15 protein-coding genes and 1 riboswitch are annotated in these 19,401 nt (G+C 63.2%); of the genes, 1 reads left to right on the top strand and 14 read right to left on the bottom strand.

What is annotated here, in order from left to right; all coding sequences use genetic code 11:
* Position 1 precedes the first annotated feature (1 nt).
* The 10 genes from IEV82_RS08135 to IEV82_RS08090 form a co-directional block, all read right to left on the bottom strand.
* The gene (locus tag IEV82_RS08135; protein WP_188481523.1) at positions 2-430 is read right to left on the bottom strand and encodes a hypothetical protein; all 429 of its coding nucleotides are present in this window, start codon (positions 428-430) and stop codon (positions 2-4) included.
* Complete coding sequence (locus IEV82_RS08130; protein WP_188481522.1) at positions 420-1,664, bottom strand: agmatinase family protein; 1,245 nt, start codon at positions 1,662-1,664, stop codon at positions 420-422. The genes IEV82_RS08135 and IEV82_RS08130 overlap by 11 nt, the downstream gene beginning before the upstream one ends.
* Positions 1,645-2,412 (bottom strand): ATP-binding cassette domain-containing protein, encoded by a 768-nt coding sequence (locus IEV82_RS08125; protein ID WP_188481521.1) that lies wholly within the window; start codon positions 2,410-2,412, stop codon positions 1,645-1,647. The genes IEV82_RS08130 and IEV82_RS08125 overlap by 20 nt, the downstream gene beginning before the upstream one ends.
* Positions 2,409-3,221, bottom strand: coding sequence for an ABC transporter permease (locus IEV82_RS08120; protein ID WP_188481520.1), 813 nt, complete (start codon positions 3,219-3,221; stop codon positions 2,409-2,411). Before IEV82_RS08120 ends, IEV82_RS08125 begins: the two co-directional genes overlap by 4 nt.
* A 38-nt stretch (positions 3,222-3,259) precedes the next feature.
* Positions 3,260-4,306: a putative urea ABC transporter substrate-binding protein gene (locus IEV82_RS08115; RefSeq protein ID WP_188481519.1), complete on the bottom strand. Its 1,047-nt coding sequence runs from the start codon at positions 4,304-4,306 to the stop codon at positions 3,260-3,262.
* An 81-nt stretch (positions 4,307-4,387) separates the two neighbouring features.
* Positions 4,388-4,492, bottom strand: a riboswitch (guanidine-I (ykkC/yxkD leader).
* Between the two features lie 152 nt (positions 4,493-4,644).
* The gene (locus tag IEV82_RS08110; RefSeq protein ID WP_188481518.1) at positions 4,645-5,259 is read right to left on the bottom strand and encodes a response regulator transcription factor; all 615 of its coding nucleotides are present in this window, start codon (positions 5,257-5,259) and stop codon (positions 4,645-4,647) included.
* Between the two features lie 3 nt (positions 5,260-5,262).
* The gene (locus IEV82_RS08105) at positions 5,263-9,204 is read right to left on the bottom strand and encodes a PAS domain-containing protein (RefSeq protein ID WP_188481517.1); all 3,942 of its coding nucleotides are present in this window, start codon (positions 9,202-9,204) and stop codon (positions 5,263-5,265) included.
* 175 nt (positions 9,205-9,379) lie between these two features.
* Positions 9,380-10,570 carry an FIST signal transduction protein gene (locus IEV82_RS08100; RefSeq protein WP_188481516.1) on the bottom strand — a complete coding sequence of 397 codons (1,191 nt, stop codon included), beginning with the start codon at positions 10,568-10,570 and terminating at the stop codon, positions 9,380-9,382.
* A 201-nt stretch (positions 10,571-10,771) separates the two neighbouring features.
* Complete coding sequence (locus IEV82_RS08095; protein ID WP_188481515.1) at positions 10,772-11,257, bottom strand: hypothetical protein; 486 nt, start codon at positions 11,255-11,257, stop codon at positions 10,772-10,774.
* Positions 11,254-11,817, bottom strand: a complete 564-nt coding sequence (locus IEV82_RS08090) for a hypothetical protein (RefSeq protein WP_188481514.1) — start codon at positions 11,815-11,817, stop codon at positions 11,254-11,256. Before IEV82_RS08090 ends, IEV82_RS08095 begins: the two co-directional genes overlap by 4 nt.
* A 251-nt stretch (positions 11,818-12,068) precedes the next feature.
* On the opposite strand from IEV82_RS08090, the gene IEV82_RS08085 reads away from it, so the two are divergent.
* A complete protein-coding gene (locus IEV82_RS08085) occupies positions 12,069-12,449 on the top strand; it encodes a carboxymuconolactone decarboxylase family protein (RefSeq protein WP_188481513.1) in 381 nt (126 codons plus the stop codon).
* Positions 12,450-12,527: 78 nt separating this feature from the next.
* Here IEV82_RS08085 and IEV82_RS08080 read toward each other — a convergent pair whose 3' ends face one another.
* The 4 genes from IEV82_RS08080 to IEV82_RS08065 all read right to left on the bottom strand — a co-directional run bounded on the left by IEV82_RS08080 (position 12,528) and on the right by IEV82_RS08065 (position 19,358).
* The gene (locus IEV82_RS08080) at positions 12,528-14,795 is read right to left on the bottom strand and encodes a TRAP transporter permease (protein ID WP_188481512.1); all 2,268 of its coding nucleotides are present in this window, start codon (positions 14,793-14,795) and stop codon (positions 12,528-12,530) included.
* Positions 14,796-14,946: 151 nt separating this feature from the next.
* Entirely contained in the window at positions 14,947-15,936 is a 990-nt protein-coding gene (locus tag IEV82_RS08075; protein ID WP_188481511.1) for a TAXI family TRAP transporter solute-binding subunit, read from the bottom strand.
* Positions 15,937-16,161: 225 nt separating this feature from the next.
* Positions 16,162-17,505 carry a sigma-54-dependent transcriptional regulator gene (locus IEV82_RS08070; RefSeq protein ID WP_188481510.1) on the bottom strand — a complete coding sequence of 448 codons (1,344 nt, stop codon included), beginning with the start codon at positions 17,503-17,505 and terminating at the stop codon, positions 16,162-16,164.
* Positions 17,502-19,358 (bottom strand): sensor histidine kinase, encoded by a 1,857-nt coding sequence (locus tag IEV82_RS08065; protein ID WP_229747724.1) that lies wholly within the window; start codon positions 19,356-19,358, stop codon positions 17,502-17,504. The genes IEV82_RS08070 and IEV82_RS08065 overlap by 4 nt, the downstream gene beginning before the upstream one ends.
* Positions 19,359-19,401 lie beyond the last annotated feature (43 nt).

The raw sequence follows: 19,401 nt of genomic DNA, 5'->3' as shown, positions 1-19,401 counted from the left end.
CTCAGGACACGTCGCGCGCGGCGGGGTGGTGCTTGAGAAACGCGCGCAGGTCGGTCACGTGCTTGGCCCGCAACGAGACATAAACAAAGCCCATATTCGTCCGCTCCGTCACCATGTCGCCGGGATAGGGCAGATAGGACAGTTCCTGCGACCCGAACGAGGGCGACGCCGTGCCGACCTGCCATTCGGTCGTCAACTGGACATCCACCAGCTTCATCGACGGCCCGCCTTCGGGGGCTTCGATTTCCAGCGGCACACCGGCCAGCCGCAGATAGGACATCTTGTCCTTGGCACTGACGAAGCCATCGATGAATTGCGCGGTGAGTACCTGCAACTCCTCTGCCCGGTCCGCATCGGGCATATGGCTGTGCAGATGGTCGCCGTGGCTGTGGTTGTGGCCGATATGGCCGTTCACGATATCATGTGGCATTGGACCACCGCTTTCCTTCGAATTCGCCATGGGGGATCGTTACGGGCTTGTCGATATGGCGCTTGTGCTTGCCAAGGTTGCCGGAGGCCACAAGGCTGCCCAGCACATCGACGATCACGCGGGTACCCATGAGGGCGGTGATCTCGGACTGGTCGTAGGGCGGAGCCACCTCGACCAGTTCCATCCCGCAGATGCCCTCGGCCGCGACCTTGGAGGCCAGCGCCAGCGCCTCTCGCGGCAGGAACCCGCCGGGTTCGGGCCAGCCCGTACCGGGCACAAAGCCGCAGTCGATGCTGTCGATGTCGAAGGACATGTAGACCATGTCCACCCCGTCCCATGCCATTTCCAGCGCCATTTCGGCGGTGCGGTCGATGCCCATCTTTTCCATGTCGCCCATGGTGATGATGTTGGTCTCGCGCTCACGCGCCACCTTTACCGCCTCGCGCGGCACCTGCCAGCCACCAATCCCGACCTGCACAAGGTTCTTGGCGGGCACGTTGGGCAGGTTGGTCGAATGGAACCACGGCGTCGTGTGCATCCGCTCATCGAGGTCCTTCTCCTGGATGTCGGCATGGCGGTCGAAATGCACGATGCCGATCTTCTTGGAGGTGCACTCCGCAATGCCGCGCACGCAGGGAAAGCCGATGGAATGGTCGCCGCCGATCATGATAGGCAGGCTGCCCGAAGAGGCCACATGACTGACCGCGCGGCTGATCTGATCAAAGGTCTTTTCGATGTTGGCTGGGATCGTGAACACGTCGCCTGCATCGCAGAGCGTCATCTGTTCGCGCAGATCGACCGCCATTTCGTAGTTGTAGGGCGTATACAGCGCGCTGATCTTGCGCACACCTTGCGGGCCGAACCGCGTGCCCGCGCGGTAGGTCGTGCCACCGTCAAAGGGGATGCCCAGCACGGTGGCGTCGTAATCCCCCACCTCGGTCACGTCCTCGGCGTAAGGCGCCTTGAGAAACGTGTTGATGCCTGCGTAATGCGGCAGTTCCCCGCGCGCGAAGGTGGGGATGGATTTGTCCTCGATGCTGTCGGCACCCGTCAGCCCCATGCGCAGCGCCCATTTGCGCTCTTGCTCCCAGCCGCTGCCGGGGATGCCCGCCTCGTCATGCATCGCCTTCCAGCCACGCAGCTTGGTCAGGTCGGGATGGTGATGGCGCGCCTCGGTGCGGCGGTGGTCTGCCGGATGGTGCGACCGGGACCGGTCAGTGCGGCTCTGGAACATGGATGTTCTCCTTCAGGGTCTGAAACGGGATGCCGCCATCGCGGGCATCGAAATCGTAGGTGATGGTCGCGCCGTAACGGGACGGATCGTGCGGATCCCAGCGCGGCTTGTCGAAGACCAGAACGCGGTCGCCCAGCTTGAACGCCTCTTCGAGGTCATGGGTGACCATGAACACGGTCATGCCTGTCTCGGCGCGCAAGTCCTGCAGGAAACCGTGCATCGACAGCCGCGTGCCGGGGTCAAGAGCGCCAAACGGCTCATCAAGCAGCAGGACGCGGGGTTTCGCAGCCAGCGCCTGCGCAATGGCAAGGCGCTGCTGCATGCCACCCGAGAGCGTGGCGGGGTAATTGTCGGCGACATGATCCAGTCCGATCCGTGCGAGCGTCTCGTCCGCGCGGTCACGCGCCGCCCTCGCCGCGTCGCCAAAAAAGCGACCCCAGCCCGCGCGAAAGCTTTCGCCCGCCACGATGTTGTCGCGCACGGTCATGTGCGGGAAGACGGAATACCGCTGGAACACGATGCCCCGGTCCAGCCCCGGTTCGCGCGCAGGCTCTGCGCCGTCGATGCGGATCTCGCCACGGGTGGGACGTTCCTGCGCCAGAAGCAGCCGCAGGAAGGTGGATTTGCCACAGCCCGACGCGCCCACGATCGAGATGAATTCGCCCTCGGCCACGTCGACATTCACCCGTTCGATGATCGGACGGCTGCCATAGGTCTGGAACAGGTCACGGACGGTGACAAAGCTCACAGCCCCTCCTCCGCCCAGGGGAAGAACCGGCGCGAGGCGCGGCGCAGCAGCCAATCCATGGCGAAGGCAAGCAGCGTGATCCAGATCACGTAGGTCAGGATCACATCCATCGCGAGGTAACGGCGCACCAGGAAAATGCGGTAGCCCAGCCCCAGATCAGACGCGATGGCCTCGGCGGCAATCAGGAACAGCCACGCTGGGCCCAGTGACAGGCGCACCGCCTGGATGAGGCGCGGCATGACCTGCGGCAGCGCCACGCGGATCGCGATGACCCAGCTTGACGCACCAAGGGTCTGCGCCTTGACCAGCAGTTCCTGCGGAATTTCGACCGTGCGCTGGCTCAGGTCGCGGATGATGAACGGCAGGGTGCCCACCACGATCAACACGACCTTGGACAGCTCTCCCAGCCCGAACACGATGAACAGGATCGGCAACAACGCCAACGGCGGGATCATCGACAGCACCGCCACGAATTGCGCGAGCAGGCTGCGCATCAGCGGAAACAGCCCGATCAGCAGGCCGATCACCAGCCCGACGCTGGCCGAGATCGCGATACCCAGCCAGAGCCGTTGCAGGCTGGCCCATGTGTCGTACCAGAAGAGGATGCGGCCCGTGCGTCTATCGCCTTCGGTGAGCAGCCGCATCATCGAGTCGCCCACCGTGCCCGGCGCGGGCAACAGCTTGTCCGACGGGTTTGCCGTCAGGCGGATGTCGGAGCCCACTGCATAGGCGATCAGCACCGCTGCAAAGGGCAGCAGGACAAGAAACAGCGCGAGCGCGGGGCCGGGTTTTATGTTGATCAGACGCATCGGGGGCACCGCCACGCGCGGGCGTGACGGTGTGGTCCTTAAAGGCTGCCGTCGGCGGCCATTTGCATGTAGGTCGTGTCAAAGCGGAAGCGCACGTTGTTGGCGTCCCCGGTGACCGTCCCGTCCGGATAGGCGACACCGACGAAATCCGCCGAGGGCGCGCCTTCGCCCAGAATGCCCTTGTCGAACAGGAACTCCGCGACATTCACCATGGTCTGCGGCAGCTCCGCGCTTTCGGTGAAGGCGACGGCGGCGGCGGGATCGTAGAACATCTCGGTCGAGTCCAACTGCGCCTTGTAGCCCGCGAGATCGGTGCCCGAGGCGTCGGCCATGGCGGTCAGGACAGCCTCGTCGCCCGCAGCCATCAGGCCCATGACCTCGTACCATGCGCCAACAAGCGCCTTGCCGAAATCCGGGTTCGCGGCAAGCGTTTCAGTGTTCACCACCATCAGGTCGATGATCTCTCCGGGGATGTCCGAACTGTCGAAGACCGCGTTGGCCCCCGGCGTTTCCAGAATGGACGACACCAGAGGATTCCATGTCACCACCGCTTCGACATCACTGGTTGCAAAGGCCGCGATCATGTCGGCATCCGAGGTGTTGATCACCCCGGCCAAATCGGCCTCTGACAGGCCCACGCTGTCGAGCCCCCGCGCCAGCAGGTAATGCGACACGGACAACTCCACGAGGTTCACCGGCTTGCCCGCAAGCGTGGTCAGGTCGCCCTCGCCCTTGATAATCACCGCGTCATTGCCGTTGGAATAATCGCCCACGATCAGGGCGGTGGTGTCGACACCTCCGCCTGACGGGATCGACAGCGTGTCCATATTGGTGGCGGACACGCCGTCGAACTGGCCGGCGGTGTATTGGTTGATCGACTCGATATAGTCGTTGATCTGCACGATCTCGACATCGATCCCGTATGTGTCGGCCCATTTGTCCATGATGCCGCTGTCTTCGAGATAACCCCACGGCATCCAGCCGACATAGATCGACCACGCGACACGGAAATCGGTTTTTTCCTGGGCGACGGCGCTGGTAGCAAGGCACAGAGCCAGGGCAGTTGTGGATACAAGCTTGTTCATCTTCGGTCCCCATCAATCATCTACAAAATGGATTGACCGCGAGGAGGGCATGAGCGGAGCGCGGGTCAAACCAGCGCAGTAGCCTCCCGGGATTTTGCCCCGCCGTGTACTGTTCGGGATTGACCGAACAGCGATATCTCTCGGACCGGACCATGCACAACATGCGGAACCCTAGACATCCTGCAACTCCACCAAATCGCAGGAGAGTGATGTCAGGCAAGACGTTGCTGATCGTGCAAAGCCCTGTGCAGTCAGATGCCCATTGAATAGGCCGGTTCCTCTGAAAACGGCCAATTTACGGGCAACGCAGGAAGGTTTCGGGTCGGGACAGCGGACTGTCAGATCACTCCGGCCTGACGCGCGATCACCACAGCATCGGCCTGATCGCGCGCGTCGAACTTGCGGCAGAGCGTCTTGACCACGAAATTCACCGTCACGTCCTTGAGGCCAAGCGCCAGGGCGATCTCGGGCAGCGATTTGCCGCTGTCGAGCTGTTGCAGCACCAGCAGTTCACGCGATGTCAGACGGTGTTCGGCGGTCGGATCAGATGTCCCGACCTCGAAACTGCTCCAATCGTCCTGCAGGTTCAGCCGTTCCCCGGCGGCCATGGCGCGAATGGCCTGCACATAGGTTTTCGGCGACAGTTTCTTGGGCATGAACCCGGCTGCGCCCAGACGCAGCGCGTCCTGCACGATCTGCTGCGGCAGGTTGCCGGACATCAGCGCAACCGCAGCCCCCTTGCCGGCGTCCAAGGCGCGGCGCAAACCGTCCAGACCGTCCATGCCCGGCATGTGGTAGTCCAGCAGGATCAAATCGAACGGATCGCCCTTGTCCACTTCGACAAGCGCCGCATCCAGATCCGGAGCCAGCGCAACGGTGATGTTGTCGCGCGACAGCATCGCGTCGAACACATCGCGCAGCATTTTCTGATCGTCCGCAATCAAGACACGCATAGCCTAATCTTTCTGGTCGCTTTCCGACCGAAGAAGAGACATCTCGCATTGTAACACAAGTGATTTGCGATCGATAGGTTTCGACAGAACTCCGGTAAACAGCGGACCGGTCCGCCCCGCCTCGCGGGCGAGAGCCGTGACAAGAATGATCGGCAAGTCCGGCACGATGTTTTTGGCCGCTTCGGCCAGGTCGGCACCGTCCATGTCAGGCATGTCGAAATCGGTCACCAGCAGGTCCCAGTGGGTCGGGTCATCGCGCAGCGCCTCGAGCACATCCGCCGGGTACGTGGTGGCCGCGACCTCGGCACCGGCAGCTTCGAGATAGGCGGTGATCACGTCCAGCACCTCGGGTTGGTCATCGACCACGAGGATCATGCGCCCGTCCAGCCGCCCGGTCAGTTCGTCATTCGGCACAGAGGCAACGGCAGCTTCCTGACCGGCACTGACGGGCCAGTATACATCGAACCTCGTGCCTTTTCCCGGCTCGGTGGTCAGGCTCATGGCTCCGCCGTTGTCCTCGATCACCGACGACACGACAGCAAGGCCAAGCCCGGTGCCCATCTCGCCCTTGGTGCTGTAATAGGGCGTCAGGATTTTCGCGGCGACCTCTGGCGGCATTCCGGGGCCATTGTCCTCGACGGTCAGGCGGGCATAGCGCCGCGCAGGATTGATGCGCCCGACGACGATTGGGTCTGTCGGTGCAGGCTCTTCGGCTGCAACCAACCGGATCGAGATCGTTCCGGACTGCGAAGCCATCGCATCGCGCGCGTTGATCGCGAGGTTCAGAAGCAGCTGCAGAACATCCGTCGGGTCCGCCTGCGCATCGACGGGCGTGTCGGGCAGATTCAGTGCAAGGCGCATGGGGACGCGCAGGCTGGACCGGACAAGCTCTGCCGCCTCCTGCACCGGTCGCCGCATGTCCAGATCGATGCGTGCCGATTGACGTGCCCCGAGGGTCAGGAGCCGCTTCACCAGCCCCGCAGCCTGATCCGATGCCGCGAGAATACGTGATGCACCGACCGCTTCTGCACCCCGGTCTTCAGCCTGCTCCACGATCAGCGACGCCCCGCCCGAGATGATGGCCAGCAGGTTGTTGAAGTCATGCGCAAGTCCCGCCGCGATCTGTCCGATGATCTCGCGGCGTTGGGCAAGCTGCAGTTCGTTCAGCAAGCGGTCGCGTTCGGCACGTTCTCGATTCCGCACCGAGATGTCCCGCGTGATGCACAGCAGACCGCCATCGTCTTTCAGAGTCAGGGAGACATCCTGGTAAACTGGAGCGCCATACTTGGCCAAACCGACGATCTCTCCCGACCAGCCACCATCCCGCATCACCGCGGGCATCACGTTGGCCTCCATCCATTCCGCCTCTTCGGGGCCATAGAGCATGGACCAGCTTTGCCCCAGAAGCTCCTTTTCGGAGGCGTAGCCGAACATCTCGAGATGCGCGCGGTTGGTATAGTTGAACAGCCCCTTGTGGTCGGTGATCGCGATCCCGTCCCGGCTGGCGGCCATCGCGGCAGCCTTGTCCGCCAGCGCGCGCCGCTCTGCCAGCTTGAGTTCCGTGATATCGACGCGCAGTTCGACGCGTCCCCCGTCGGGCATGGATTTTTCGAAAACGCGCAGCCAAGTTCCGTCGCTGAGCTTCTGTTCGGTTTCGCGGTCGGGTTGCGCATGCTGACGCAGACGTTCAGCCAGAAATTCCTCTTCGCGCCCAATGGCTGAAGGATATTCACCAACCGCCAACCCGTAGCGCACGATGCTTTCAAAGCTGGCCCCGGTCACGAGGGCCGGTTCCGACAGCGCATAGATCTCGCGGAATCGGCTGTTGCAGATCACGAGGCAATCGTCGGCATCATAAAGAACGAACCCGTCCTGCAATGCCTCGACCGCCTTTTCGAGGTTGGCCCGCGCCAGTGCGGCTTCAGCTGCCGCGCGGCGCAGAGACTCGGCTTGTTTGCGCTTGTCGGTGATATCGACTTCGAGCGCCAGGAAGCCTTCCAATTCGCCCGCTGCATCATGCAAAGGATGAATATCAAGCGACAGCCAATACTCCCGGCCGGTCCGGGACCGGTTCAGAATTTCCACCTGAACTGCCTTTTCGTTGTCCAGAGCGTCGCGTATCGCCGTGACGGTCTGGGGGTCCGTCCCTTCGCTTTGCAGGAATTCGCCAGGTTTTTTGCCCTTCACGTCTTCCAGCGTCCAACCGGTCGTGTCTACGAATGCGTCGTTCACCCATTCGATACGGCGTTCCGCGTCGGTCAAAACAACTAGGTTGGTGGTCCGGCGCGCGATTTCCGAAAGCCGTTCGATTTCCAGCGACTTCTCCCGCGCCTCGGTGATGTCGCGCATCGCCAGGACATAGCCCTGATCACCGATGGCAGAGGCTGTCATCTGCCACCATTGCCGTGTCGGCGCCGTGATGGACATCTCGAAGGTGCTTCGGACAACCTGCGCCCCTGCGTCGAGTTCGGCCATCAAGTCGCGCAGGCCTTTCGCATACTCTGGCGAAAGTCTTTCTTCGGGCGTGCGATTGAACGCGGCCTCGAACACCCCATCGGGCACCACAACGCTGGCCGAATGCAGCGACACGAGACGCCCATCGCGGTCCAGTTCCACGATCAGGTCCGGCATCGCGGACAGAACTGCCTTGAGACGCTTCTGCTGCGACAATGCTTCGGCATTTGCCTGCACCAGCTTTTCCTCGGCATCCCGGCGCGCCAACACCGACAGGATGACCTTGGCCACCGATCGGATCAGATGCACCTCACCGGGCAGGTAATTGCGCTGGGTGCGGATCGAGTCGAAACTGACAAGCGCCCGAAGCGCACCATTTTCCACCATCGGAACCGTAAGGTGCGACCGCACGCCATGATCACGCAACAGTTGCTTCTCAGGTGCGTCATCCGGCATTGCGGAGACGTCGGAGATCAACACTTCTTTACCCGCGTCAAAGCTGGCGCGGACGTTGTCGAACATGTGGGCCGGGTACTCTTTGGGAATCTCAAGCGCTGGCGCCACGTCGGGCGCGCACCAGAGGTGAGTGTTGTCGATGAAATCGCCGGAGGACCGCAGGCGGTACACGTAGACCCGGTCGCTTTCGGTCAATTCGCCCATCCGGGCCAGCGCCGTATCTATCGCCGCGTCCGCGTCCTGCAATGACGCGCCCAGCAGGTTGTCAAGGATACCGACGACCTGTCCCTGCATGTCGGTCAGGCGTGAAAACGCCCTGTGCACCGCCTCGAGCGGCGCATCCAGAACCGCTTCGGATGTTTCAAGCGACTTGCCCTCGACCAGCGCGACCAGAAGCGCGTTGCGGCGAGCCTCTCGAAGTGCGAGCAGTGCCTGCGCGGCCAGCCGGGCGACTTGCTCCAATGTCCGCAGATCACCCGCCGAATAGCACGCGCTCTGCAGGCACGCCAAAACGAAGGCACCGGCCTTTTCGTTCCCTATTTCAAGCGGCACGATCAACATGGAGGCAAGACACTCCGTGCCGCCCGGCCATGAATAGCCCGCGAGCAGCGAGGTTATTCGTGCCATCCGTCTGGGCCTGTCGATCATCGCGGCGGGCAAAGGCAGCGCATGGCCGACATGGGCGCTGTCCGCAGAGGCCGCAATGACGGTGTGATCACCTTCGGCCTGCACGAAAAAGCAGTCACGCCCGCCGATCTCGCGCCGGAGCACGGTCAACAGGCACTGCATCGCCTCATCCGCGCCGGACTTGCCCGTCAGCGCCTTCAGCGCCTCGGACAGGATCGACCGTTCTTTCAGAACCGCGGATTCGCGCAGCCGGGCGGCTTCGGTGTCTGCAAGCGCTGCGCGTACGGACTCTGCTTCGGCCATGAGCCGATGGTTCATCTCTGAGATTTCCTGCTTCTTCGCTTCCAGAAGCGCTTCGGCTTCAAGACGCACCTGCTTTTCGCGCTCGTACAGGCTATGAGGGATCATTGCGTCTCGAGATTCATTATTCATGACCCGGGTCCGCGTGAAAAACCGGCAATGGCCTGGCCAATACGCCTCTTGAAACTCGCAAACAGAGAATCGAACCCTCTATCTTCGGCCGATCTGACAACTCAAGACCTCGCGTGTATTTGGTGTCACCGCAGATATCAATAGTTGTTTGTCACGGGTCCTGGCTACCGAATACCGTGCAGGAAATCATGAGGTTGCCGTGCCTCGGTCCGTCGCCCACGGGTGAGCCCTGCTCTCCGAAGGTAAAGATGCCAAGCCATGGTGTGTCGCCAAGCTGTGCCTCGATCCCGGCGGACACTTCGGTCATGCGGTCCCGTACGGCCAGCATGCAGCCACCGCAATAGACAACCAGCGCGCCTGCGATGTCCCCTGCCAGGTTCTTTCTTGCCTGCTCGGCCACGCGCCCGGCGCGGGCCACAAGGCTGTCCGCAGTCCCGTGCATCTGCCAGATCTGATCGCCTTGCGCTACGGCGGCAAAGAGATCGACCGCACCGTCGGGATGCGCAACCGCAGGATGCGCCAACAGGTGAAAGGGCACTCCTGCCACCTGCTGCGCCACCCGGCCAAGCGGCCAGAGCGTCGATTCAGCAAGGATGAATCTGGGTTCCGTGTCGGCCATCGGGACGGCACCCGCGCTCCATTCGTTGAGAACCTCGGCAGCCGCGCGATTGTCGATCTCGTACAGGCGACGGCCCTCGACACCCGTCACGATGCCCTGGTGTGCAGTCGGCGCATAGCCGCTCTGATAGACAGAGGCGACGGGCGTGGACGGAAACAGCACCGACACGACCATCCCGTCCGAATGCACCGCCTCGGGGCCGAACTGGGCCCACTGGCCGCTCACGTCATTGTCCGCCGAACTGCCGCCGACGATCAGCGTTTCCGACCCGACAACAGCGCGCAGACCGTTGATGACATCCTCTTCGCGTCCGGGTGCGACGGTCAGCCAGATCAGCTCGGGGACTTCGCCCGGTCGCCCTGCCTGCGCCAGCGCTGCGGTGACCGCGCTACGGGCTGCCGCGTCGGCATCCGCGCCCAGATCGGCGGAACTGGTCCCGTAGCTGCCTTCGGCATCCCAGATCGCAAAGGCCCCCAGACCCGCGCCGCCGATATCGACGCCCAAAGGCCCCATGATGCCCAGACAGGACGACCCGCCATGCAGCGCAGCCGCGCCGATCACCGATATCGCCTCGTCGCGCAGATGTGCTGCGTCAAGACCGACTGCAAAATGCAAAGCCACGAAATCAGGCGCACCCGACTGGCTGAGCCCGAGAGTTGAAGCGATGTCGGCCAACCCGCCCGAAACATCCCCGGATACCGATTGTGCAGCGCGAATTCTCATACCACCGTCCTTTTTGCGACGATACATCACCAATTCGTGAACACCATCGCACAAAAGCATATCCCACTGGTCTAAAAGCGAAAATCAGTCTGTTTTCCACACGCAAAAAGCATGTGTGTCGCACAGAAAATCGCTCTGATTGAAAAGTGCCGCGCAGCTATGTCTTGCAACACGTGCTTCAGCAGAATCTGACACCTGCCCTCATCCAGTCAGAGACGCCATCGCGGCAATGACGAATGGCACCGGAAGGCTGACAAGGATGCGCGTCAGCGTGGCCTGACGCCCCATGAAGGACAACTCGTAGGCAAAGATCTTGGTGGTGGAAAACAGCGACCACGAGGTGACATAGGCAATCGCCGCAACCGGAGAGGCGCCCGCCTTGAGCGCCGCAGCACCGATGGCAAAGCTGACGAACGCGCCGCCGGGTGTCAGAGGACCCAGCGCGATGGCCAGAAGGATACCCGCGATCCCCGCCTCTGCCCCCAAGAGCTGTCGCACCTCGTCCTCGGGCAGGAGTTCGGCGAAAAAGCCAGCACCCAAGAGCGCCACGATCACGCGGGGCGCGGTGAACAGGAACGTGTCCAGAGACGCGCGGTAGGATGCCGAGCGCCATGCATCGTTGGGCAATTGCCACCAGAGCCATATGGCACCAGAGCCGATCAGAACCGTGCCGATCAGGATATTCATGCCAGCCGCCTCTGCATCACGGCGCGCGCCGCAAGTCCCAGCAAGACTGGCATCGGCAGGCTGAGCAAGTAGCGCGTCCAGACGAGGTCCGAAGGCAGGAACGAGAATTCCCAGATCAAGGTGCGGTTCAGCCCGAGCAGGCTCCAGCCCGAGATGAAGGCCACCATCGCCCCCAGATCGGCCCCCGCCACGCCAAGACCCGCCGCGAGCGGAAAGGTCATCATCGGCCCGCCCGGCAAGGCCGCGCCACAGGCAGCAGCCACCACAAGCCCGCGAACACCGCTCTCCCGACCGATCAACCGCCCGACACGCTCGCGCGGCAGCAGGATCGGCAGGGTTGCCGCGATGAAGATGCCCGCGCCGATCTTGGGGGCAAGCATCGCGATGAACTCGAAAGTCTCGATCAGGATCTGCCCGACACGTGCCCAGCCCGACACCACCCCCACCGCGACACCGCCAGCCAGGGTCAGCACCAACAGGACCATGAAACTGCCATCAAAGACCCGGCGGGTCTTTTGGACCGGCGGCAGATCGGCCGCGATGTTCTTGAGCGATGGCATCTGTGTCGCGTCTTCGGCAGGGCCGTCCTTTGATGTATCGCGGGATGGGTCCCGGCTTGCACGGCGCGCCTTCAAGAAGGCCGCGTTTTGGTCGATCAGCCCGACTCGGTGCAGCCCGATTGCCCTAACCCGGCCATGTGACACCCGTATATCAACCCAAATACAAATGGGGCACAAGGATGTCGACTGACCCGCGGCCGCATGAGGTGGCCGGGTCAACTGGATGACGCGACACCAAAAGGGAGGCTCAGATGAGCGCATTCGACGAAGACCTGTTCCTGAAAGGACTGGAACAGCGCAAGGCCACGCTGGGCGCAGACTACGTGGAACAGAACCTCGCCGCCGCCGATGACTTCACCCGCCCGTTTCAGGAGGCGATGACCGCCTGGTGCTGGGGCTTTGGCTGGGGCGATGACGTGATCGAGCCCAAGACGCGGTCGATGATGAACCTCGCGATGATCGGTGCCTTGGGCAAGATGCACGAATGGGAAACCCACTGTCGGGGGGCCCTGAACAACGGTGTCAGCCCTGAAGAGATTCGCGCGATCATCCATGTGGTGGGCATCTATTGCGGTGTGCCGCAGGCGCTCGAATGTTTTCGCGTCGCGCGCAAGGTGCTGGACGACCGCTGATCCCGCCCTGCCCGTGTCACAATACCGGGCCGGAAAATGATTGGGGGCGGCCCCGTCAGGCCGCCCCCGTTGTGAGGCTCAATCCGCGCCGCGCACCGCGATGGTGGCGTTGGGATCAGGCTGGAACAGCCTTTGTACCAGCCACGCCGCCACGGCTGCACCGATGCCGACCAGATCGGTCACCAGACCGCCCTCGATCATCAGAAGCGCCGCCGCCAACAGACCCAACCGAATGAACCATGCCGCGCGTTGGCCCATGAACCAGCCCTGCACCGCGCCAGACAGAAGGAACACGCCGAAGGTTGCCGTGACACCCGCCCGGATGACCTCGACCCAGGTGCCGTCCATCAGAAGCGACCCGTTGTAGAAGAACATGAACGGCACGATGAAGGCCGCGATGCCCATCTTGAACGACGCCACCGAGGTCTGCATCGGGTTCGCGCCCGAGATCCCCGCCGCCGCATAGCTGGCCAGCGCCACGGGGGGTGTGATGGCCGACAGAACCGCAAAGTAGAACACGAAGAAATGCGCGGTCAGCGTCGGGATGCCAAGCTGCACAAGACCCGGCGCGACAACCGATGCGGCAACGGCATAGGCCGCCGTGGTCGGCATGCCCATCCCCAAAAGGATCGCGATGCACATGGCAAAGAACAGCGCCAGAAGCTGGCTCACACCTGCAAGATCCAGCAGCACCGCGGAAAAGCGAGCGCCGACCCCCGTCAGGCTGATGACCCCAACGATGATGCCCGCACAGGCGCAGACCGCGATGATCTGGATCGACATGATCCCCGCCAGCTCGAACGCCTTGGCAATGCCGCGCAAGGTCATCGGGAAAGGCGTCAGCCAACTGACGATGGCCGCGGCCATCGTCGCGAGTGTCCCCGCTCGGATCACCGAATAGCCCATGAAAAGTGCCACGATCAGGATGATGATCGGAATGAACAGGTAGACCTGACGCACAAGCTTGTTGAACTTCGGCAGCTCGTCCTCGCGCATCCCGCGCATGCCGAGCTTTGCCGCTTCGAAATCGACCATGAAGTAGACCGACACGAAGTACAGGATCGCCGGGATGATCGCTGCAATGGCGATCTCTTGATACGGAATGCCGGTGATCTCGGCCATGATGAAAGCACCTGCCCCCATGATTGGCGGCATGATCTGACCACCGGTCGAGGCAGCGGCTTCGACCGCGCCCGCAGTGGTGGAACGGTAGCCGACCTTCTTCATCAGCGGGATGGTCAGCGATCCGGTCGCCACCACGTTGCCCGCCGAGGTGCCGTTGATCATGCCCATGAGACCAGAGGCAAAGATCGCCACTTTTGCCGGGCCACCGCGGGCCCGACCGGCGGCGGCGAAGGCAAAGTTGACGAAGTAGTCGCCCACCTTTGACGCCTGCAGGAAGGCCGCGAAGATGATGAAGAGGATGATATAGGTCGAGGACACAGCTGTCGTTGGCCCGAGGATACCGGCATCCGAATAGACATGGCCAAAGAACCGCTGCCAGCTATAGGCGCTTTGCACGGCAAGAATGCCCGGCAACAGATGCGCCACAAATGTGTAGAGCAGGAAAATACCCGTGATGATCACAAGCGCCAGACCGGCCACGCGTCGCGTCAATTCGAGGATCAGCGCAGAGCCTGCCGTTGCCGCGAAGGCCACACCAATCGGCACAAACGGCGTGCCGACCGAGTTGCGCGCAGCGGTGCCGTAAATGGCGATCAGGTAGATCGCGACAGCGATGCCGCAAAGGGCCAGCAGGACATCCGACACCCGGAACCGGTCACGCGGTGCCTTTTCCAGCCAGCCAAGAACGATCCCGCCGCCCGTTGCCACCAAGAGCGGAACACCGAAATACCAGATCTCCTGGCTGTAGATCGGCGTGCCTGCAAAGGCGGGCCAGGTGGTCAGACCGCCCATTTCCGGCAGGGTGCCCGAGGCGATCAGGCGCGCGAAATACAGCCCGGTGCCCAGCGCAAGAAGCGCGGGCAGAAAGAGCACATAGGCAATCTTGCCCCAGATGCCACCCTGCGCGTCGTCGTCGCTGTCGGAAAACAGCATCGCGTTGTAGACGACAAAGCCAAGCGCCAGCGCGCCCGCGATATGGACGACGCGGAAATTCCAGGTTTCCATCGGGAATTGCGGCAGCAAAGGCACAGTGATCCCGGTGTAATCCGAGATCGACACCCCGTTCAGCGCGGCCATGTGGAACAGCGCATAGAACGCAGCAAACCCGGCCACGGCCTGCATCCGCCAGCCGCTGAACAGACGCCGGTTGTCTTCGACCGGTTCGTCATCGACGCCTTCTGCGATCACGGCCTGATCGGCCTGTGTTGACTCCTGAACCATTGCCACCTCCCTGGCAAAGCCGCCTTGGCTGTCGCTTTGGCGCTTCATGTCTAGAGTGAAACCCGCATCCTCGGGGGCGCGACAGGGGTCACGCGCGGGATGCGAAAAAGGGAGCGGCGCAGCCTTTCGGGATGCGCCGCTCCGGCATGGCTTACATGCCGTGGATCATGCTGTCCGGAATGTCCGCGCCCGCGTTGTCCTTGAACCACTGGGCCGCACCGGGGTGCCATTTCATGACAGTGTTCTTGTCCCAATGCTCGGGCAGCGTTTCGGTCGCGGCACGGTGGATGTTCACCATCCGCGCGTTATCCGACATCACCACATCGACAGCCGCATTCACGAAGCTGGCCGGCAGATCGCAATTCGCGATGGCGAAGTTCCACATCGCCACCGAGCGCGCAGGTGCTTCGAGCGTGGTGTAGGTGCCTGCGTCGATCTCGAATCCCGCAACCGGGAAGGCTTCGATGATCTTGGCCTGCTCTTCTGCGGTGAATTCGATGATGTTGACGTCGGTCTGCACCTCGAGCTGCGACACCGCCGGAACCGGAACACCGGCCGCAAACGCGATCACGTCCAGCAACCCGTCCTGAAGCTGACCGCCAAGGTCGCCCCAGCCGCCGTTGCGGCGCTCGAACTCGACCCCAAGCGCTTCCATCATCGCGGGGAAATAGGTGTCCGAGGTCGAACCCGCAGGGCCAAAGCCGATGCGCGCGCCCGCCGGAATATCCGCGATCGACGTGATGCCGGACGATGCCAGTGTGGTGACCGAGAACGGGGTCTGGTACATCGGGAACATGGCGCAGGCGTTGGTCATCTGAAGACCCGGCGCAATCGGGTTGGTGCCGTTGAGCGATTCTGCCGCCGGGCCCATCGTGGTCATGCCGAACTGCGCGTCGCCGGTATGCACCAGCGCCATGTTCTGCATCGGGCCGCCGGTGACTTCGCCGCTGCCGGACACGCCCAGCTCGTCTGCGACAAGGTTCGCCCAACCTGCGCCATAGGCAAAGAAGGTGCCGCCCTGCGACGCGGTGCCGACGGAAAAGCTCGAAGGCCAGTCGGTGCGGTCAACATGGCTTTCGGCATAGGCCTGACCGGTGACGGCACAGGTGACTGCCAGGGTAAGTGCTGTGATCTTCTGCATTGGTTCCTCCCGAACGCATACATGATGTGTCTTGCCCGGCTGTTGTGTCTGCGCCGGGTCGCACGTCAGGAACCACAAGGCATGGCACTTTACCTAGCGCCGTTACCGCCAACACCTTGGGCAGGACGCAATTTTTTACGCCAATGGGTCACCGGGGGGACAAATACGGTCAATCGTGGGTGCCGCGCGACACATGCGCCGCCTGTGGCCCCGTGATCTTGCCGCCTAGGCCTCGGGGTCGGTGAAGGACTCGCGCTCCAGCCCGTAGCGCTGCATCTTCTCGTAGAGCGCTTTGCGGGAAATTCCCAGCGCCTCGTAAGTGTCCTTGAGCCGCCCCGCATTGGCCGCAAGGCTGGCCGCGATCAGTGCGCGTTCATGTTCGGCGACCCGCTCGACCAGCGTCCCGGCGGTTGGTGCCGCCTGATCCGCCGCGTCGGGAAGGCCCAGCACGTAGCGTTCAGCGGCGTTGCGCAATTCGCGGGCATTGCCGGGCCAGTCGCGCGCTGCGACCGCGTCCAGAACCGCTCCCGGCATCTGCGGCACCGGCTGGCCGTAACGGTCGGCCATTTGTGCCACGAAGGTCAGGAACAGCATTGGGATGTCCTGCCGCCGCGCCGCAAGCGCGGGCATCCGGATCGTCACCACGTTCAGACGGTAGAGCAGGTCTCCGCGAAACACCCCCCGCGCCGCTGCCGCTTCGAGATCGGATTTCGAGGCAGCGATGAACCTTACATCGAGATCGATCCGGTCATGCGACCCCAGACGGTTGATCGACCGGGTTTCCACGGCGTGCAACAGCTTGGCCTGCAGCGCCAATGGCAGGCTGTCGATCTCGTCCAGAAACACCGTGCCGCGCCGCGCGTGTTCGAACTTGCCCGCCCGTGCCCGCGTTGCCCCCGCAAAAGCACCGGGTTCATGGCCGAACAGCTCGCTTTCGATCATGTCGGCAGGAAGGGCTGCGCAGTTGATCGCCACAAAGGGACGGTCCGCCCGCTTGCTGGCCGCGTGCAACGCCTGCGCGGCAAGCCCCTTGCCCGTACCCGTGTCTCCGACGATCAGCACATCGGCATCGCTGACGGCAACCGCACGGATCTGTTTGCGGACGGTCTCCATCTCGGGGCTGAAGCCACGCAACCCGTCCTTGATGCCGATGAGCGGAGCCATGTCCCTGCGCAGACGGCGATTGTCGACGGTCAACCGCCGCATCTCGAGCGCGCGGCGCACCGCATCGACCAGCCGTTCAGGGGCATAGGGCTTTTCGATGAAATCATACGCCCCGTCCCGCATCATGGCGACGGCCAGTTCCAGATCGCCATGCCCGGTGACAAGGATCACCGGAAACTCGGGGTCTTTCTGAAGCGCGGCGCGCATCAGTTCGGTGCCGTCCATGCCGGGCATGCGGATATCGGTGACAAGAATGCCGGGATAGTCGGGGCCGATCACGCTCAGCGCCGGGGCCGCGCGATCAAAACAGCGGCAATCAAGGTCGGCCAGTTCAAGCGTCTGCTGCGCCGCGATGCGCAGCGGTTCCTCGTCGTCGACAAACAGGACCGGGCCGGTGTCGCTCATTCCGCTGCCGCCAGTGACGGGGCCTCGGCCAGCTTCAAAGTCACGCTGAACACCGCACCTCCCTCGGGATGATTGCGCCCGCCTAGCGTGCCGCCGAAATCGCGCACGATGTTGTAGGAGATCGACAGCCCCAGCCCAAGCCCCTTGCCCGGCTCCTTGGTGGTGAAGAACGGATCGAAAAGCTGGGCAATCTCGGCCTCGGTCATGCCGGTGCCGCGATCCCGGACGCGGACATGGATCTCGCTGTCCTCCTGCACAAGCGTCAGGTCGATCACCGGGTCGGGCACATCGCCCATCGCATCCACCGCGTTGCTGAGCAGATTGACGAAGACCTGTTGCAGCCGCACCTGCCCGCCCAGAACCCAGATGTCGCCGCAACCGATCTCGTGGCTGACCCGGCACCCGGTGGCGCGCAGCTTGGGCTCCAGAATGACCAGCGCCGTATCCAGAGCCCGGTTCAGCAGCACGGGTTCGGTCTTTTCCCCCGGACGGCGGGCAAAGTTGCGCAGATGGGTCGAGATGGCGGCCAGCCGGTCGACCATGTCGTCGATCATTCCGACATTCTGGCGCACCTTTTCCGACTCTCCCCGGTCAAGATAGGCGGCGGCATTGCGGGCAAAGGATTTGACCGCGGCAAGCGGCTGGTTGAATTCATGGCTGAGTGCCGCCGCCATCTGGCCCAAGGCCGCCAGCTTGCCCGCCTGGATCAATTCGGTCTGGGTCCGGCGCAGACGGTTTTCCGCAGCGCGCCGTTCCTCGACCTCCTGCATGATGAGATGGTTGGCCGCCTTGAGTTCCGCCGTGCGCTGGCTGACCCGGTGTTCGAGTTCTTCCTGCATCGACAGCGCGGCGCGGATGCGTTCCTGCAACTGCATGCGCCGCTGGATCACGACGGTCGCGATCAGCCCGACCAGCAAGAGCAGCAGCGCCGAGAGCGCAACGGTGCCCATCGCGCGGGTCCACGCCTGTTCCGCGGGCGTCAGCAGCAGCACGTCCCATCCGGCTTCGGGAATGGTCTGGCTCTGCACGATGAAACGCTCTGTTGTGCCGGCCTCATCGGTGATCGCCACCTGCCGGAACCTGTCGTCGAACGGCGCTTGCACGGCTTGAAGCGGTACCAGCGCGTCCATCGGGTATTTCTTGGTTTCTTCGATGGCCGCGCGCGCCTCGGGGCTGAGCGGCACCAGCGACCGGAACTGCCACGCTGGCCGGCTGGCCATGAAGATCACCCCCGCATCGTCCAGAACGATGAGCTTGTTGCTGCCGTCGCGCCACGCCTCTTCAAAGTCGTCGACGGTGAACTTGACCGCCAGCACCCCGATGATCTCGGACCCGTCGCGCACCGCTTCGGCAAAGAAATAGCCGCGTTCCCCCGACGTGGTGCCCAGCGCGAAGAACCGGCCCTGATCCCCGGCAAGGGCGAGGGTGAAATAGGGACGGTAGGCGAAGTTCTGGCCGACGAAGGACAGGTCTTTCCAGTGGTTGCTGGCCGCGATGGTCAGTCCCGAGAAGTCGATGACGAAGATATCCGACAGGCCGACGTCTTCGGCGGTGCGGTGCAGATCGTCATTCACCCGCGCAATCAGGTCGGCATCGGAGGGGTCGCGCAGCGCCTGCACCAGATCGGGGCGTTCCGCGATCAGGCCGGGCAGCGCCTCGAACCGGCGCAGCGATCCGTTGAGGCCCTCGACCGCAAGGGTGAGGGTCGGAGCCTCGCGGGTGCCAAGCTGGCCCAGATACATCCGTTCGAGCACCGGAAAGAGCAGCGCCAGCGCCGCCAGCACAAGCGCCACGCCCCCCGCGATCAACGCGACTGCGAAAGGCCGTCTGCCGACATGTCGGCGATGTTCCATGATCTGCATCATGGCGCGAAGATGCGGCCAATCGCGGGCCGAG

It is taken from the genome of Marivita lacus, from assembly GCF_014637725.1.
GTDB classification, from domain to species: Bacteria; Pseudomonadota; Alphaproteobacteria; order Rhodobacterales; family Rhodobacteraceae; genus Marivita; species Marivita lacus.
The sequence above is the reverse complement of the archived record's forward strand: the minus strand, read 5'-3'. Positions and strand labels throughout refer to the sequence as shown.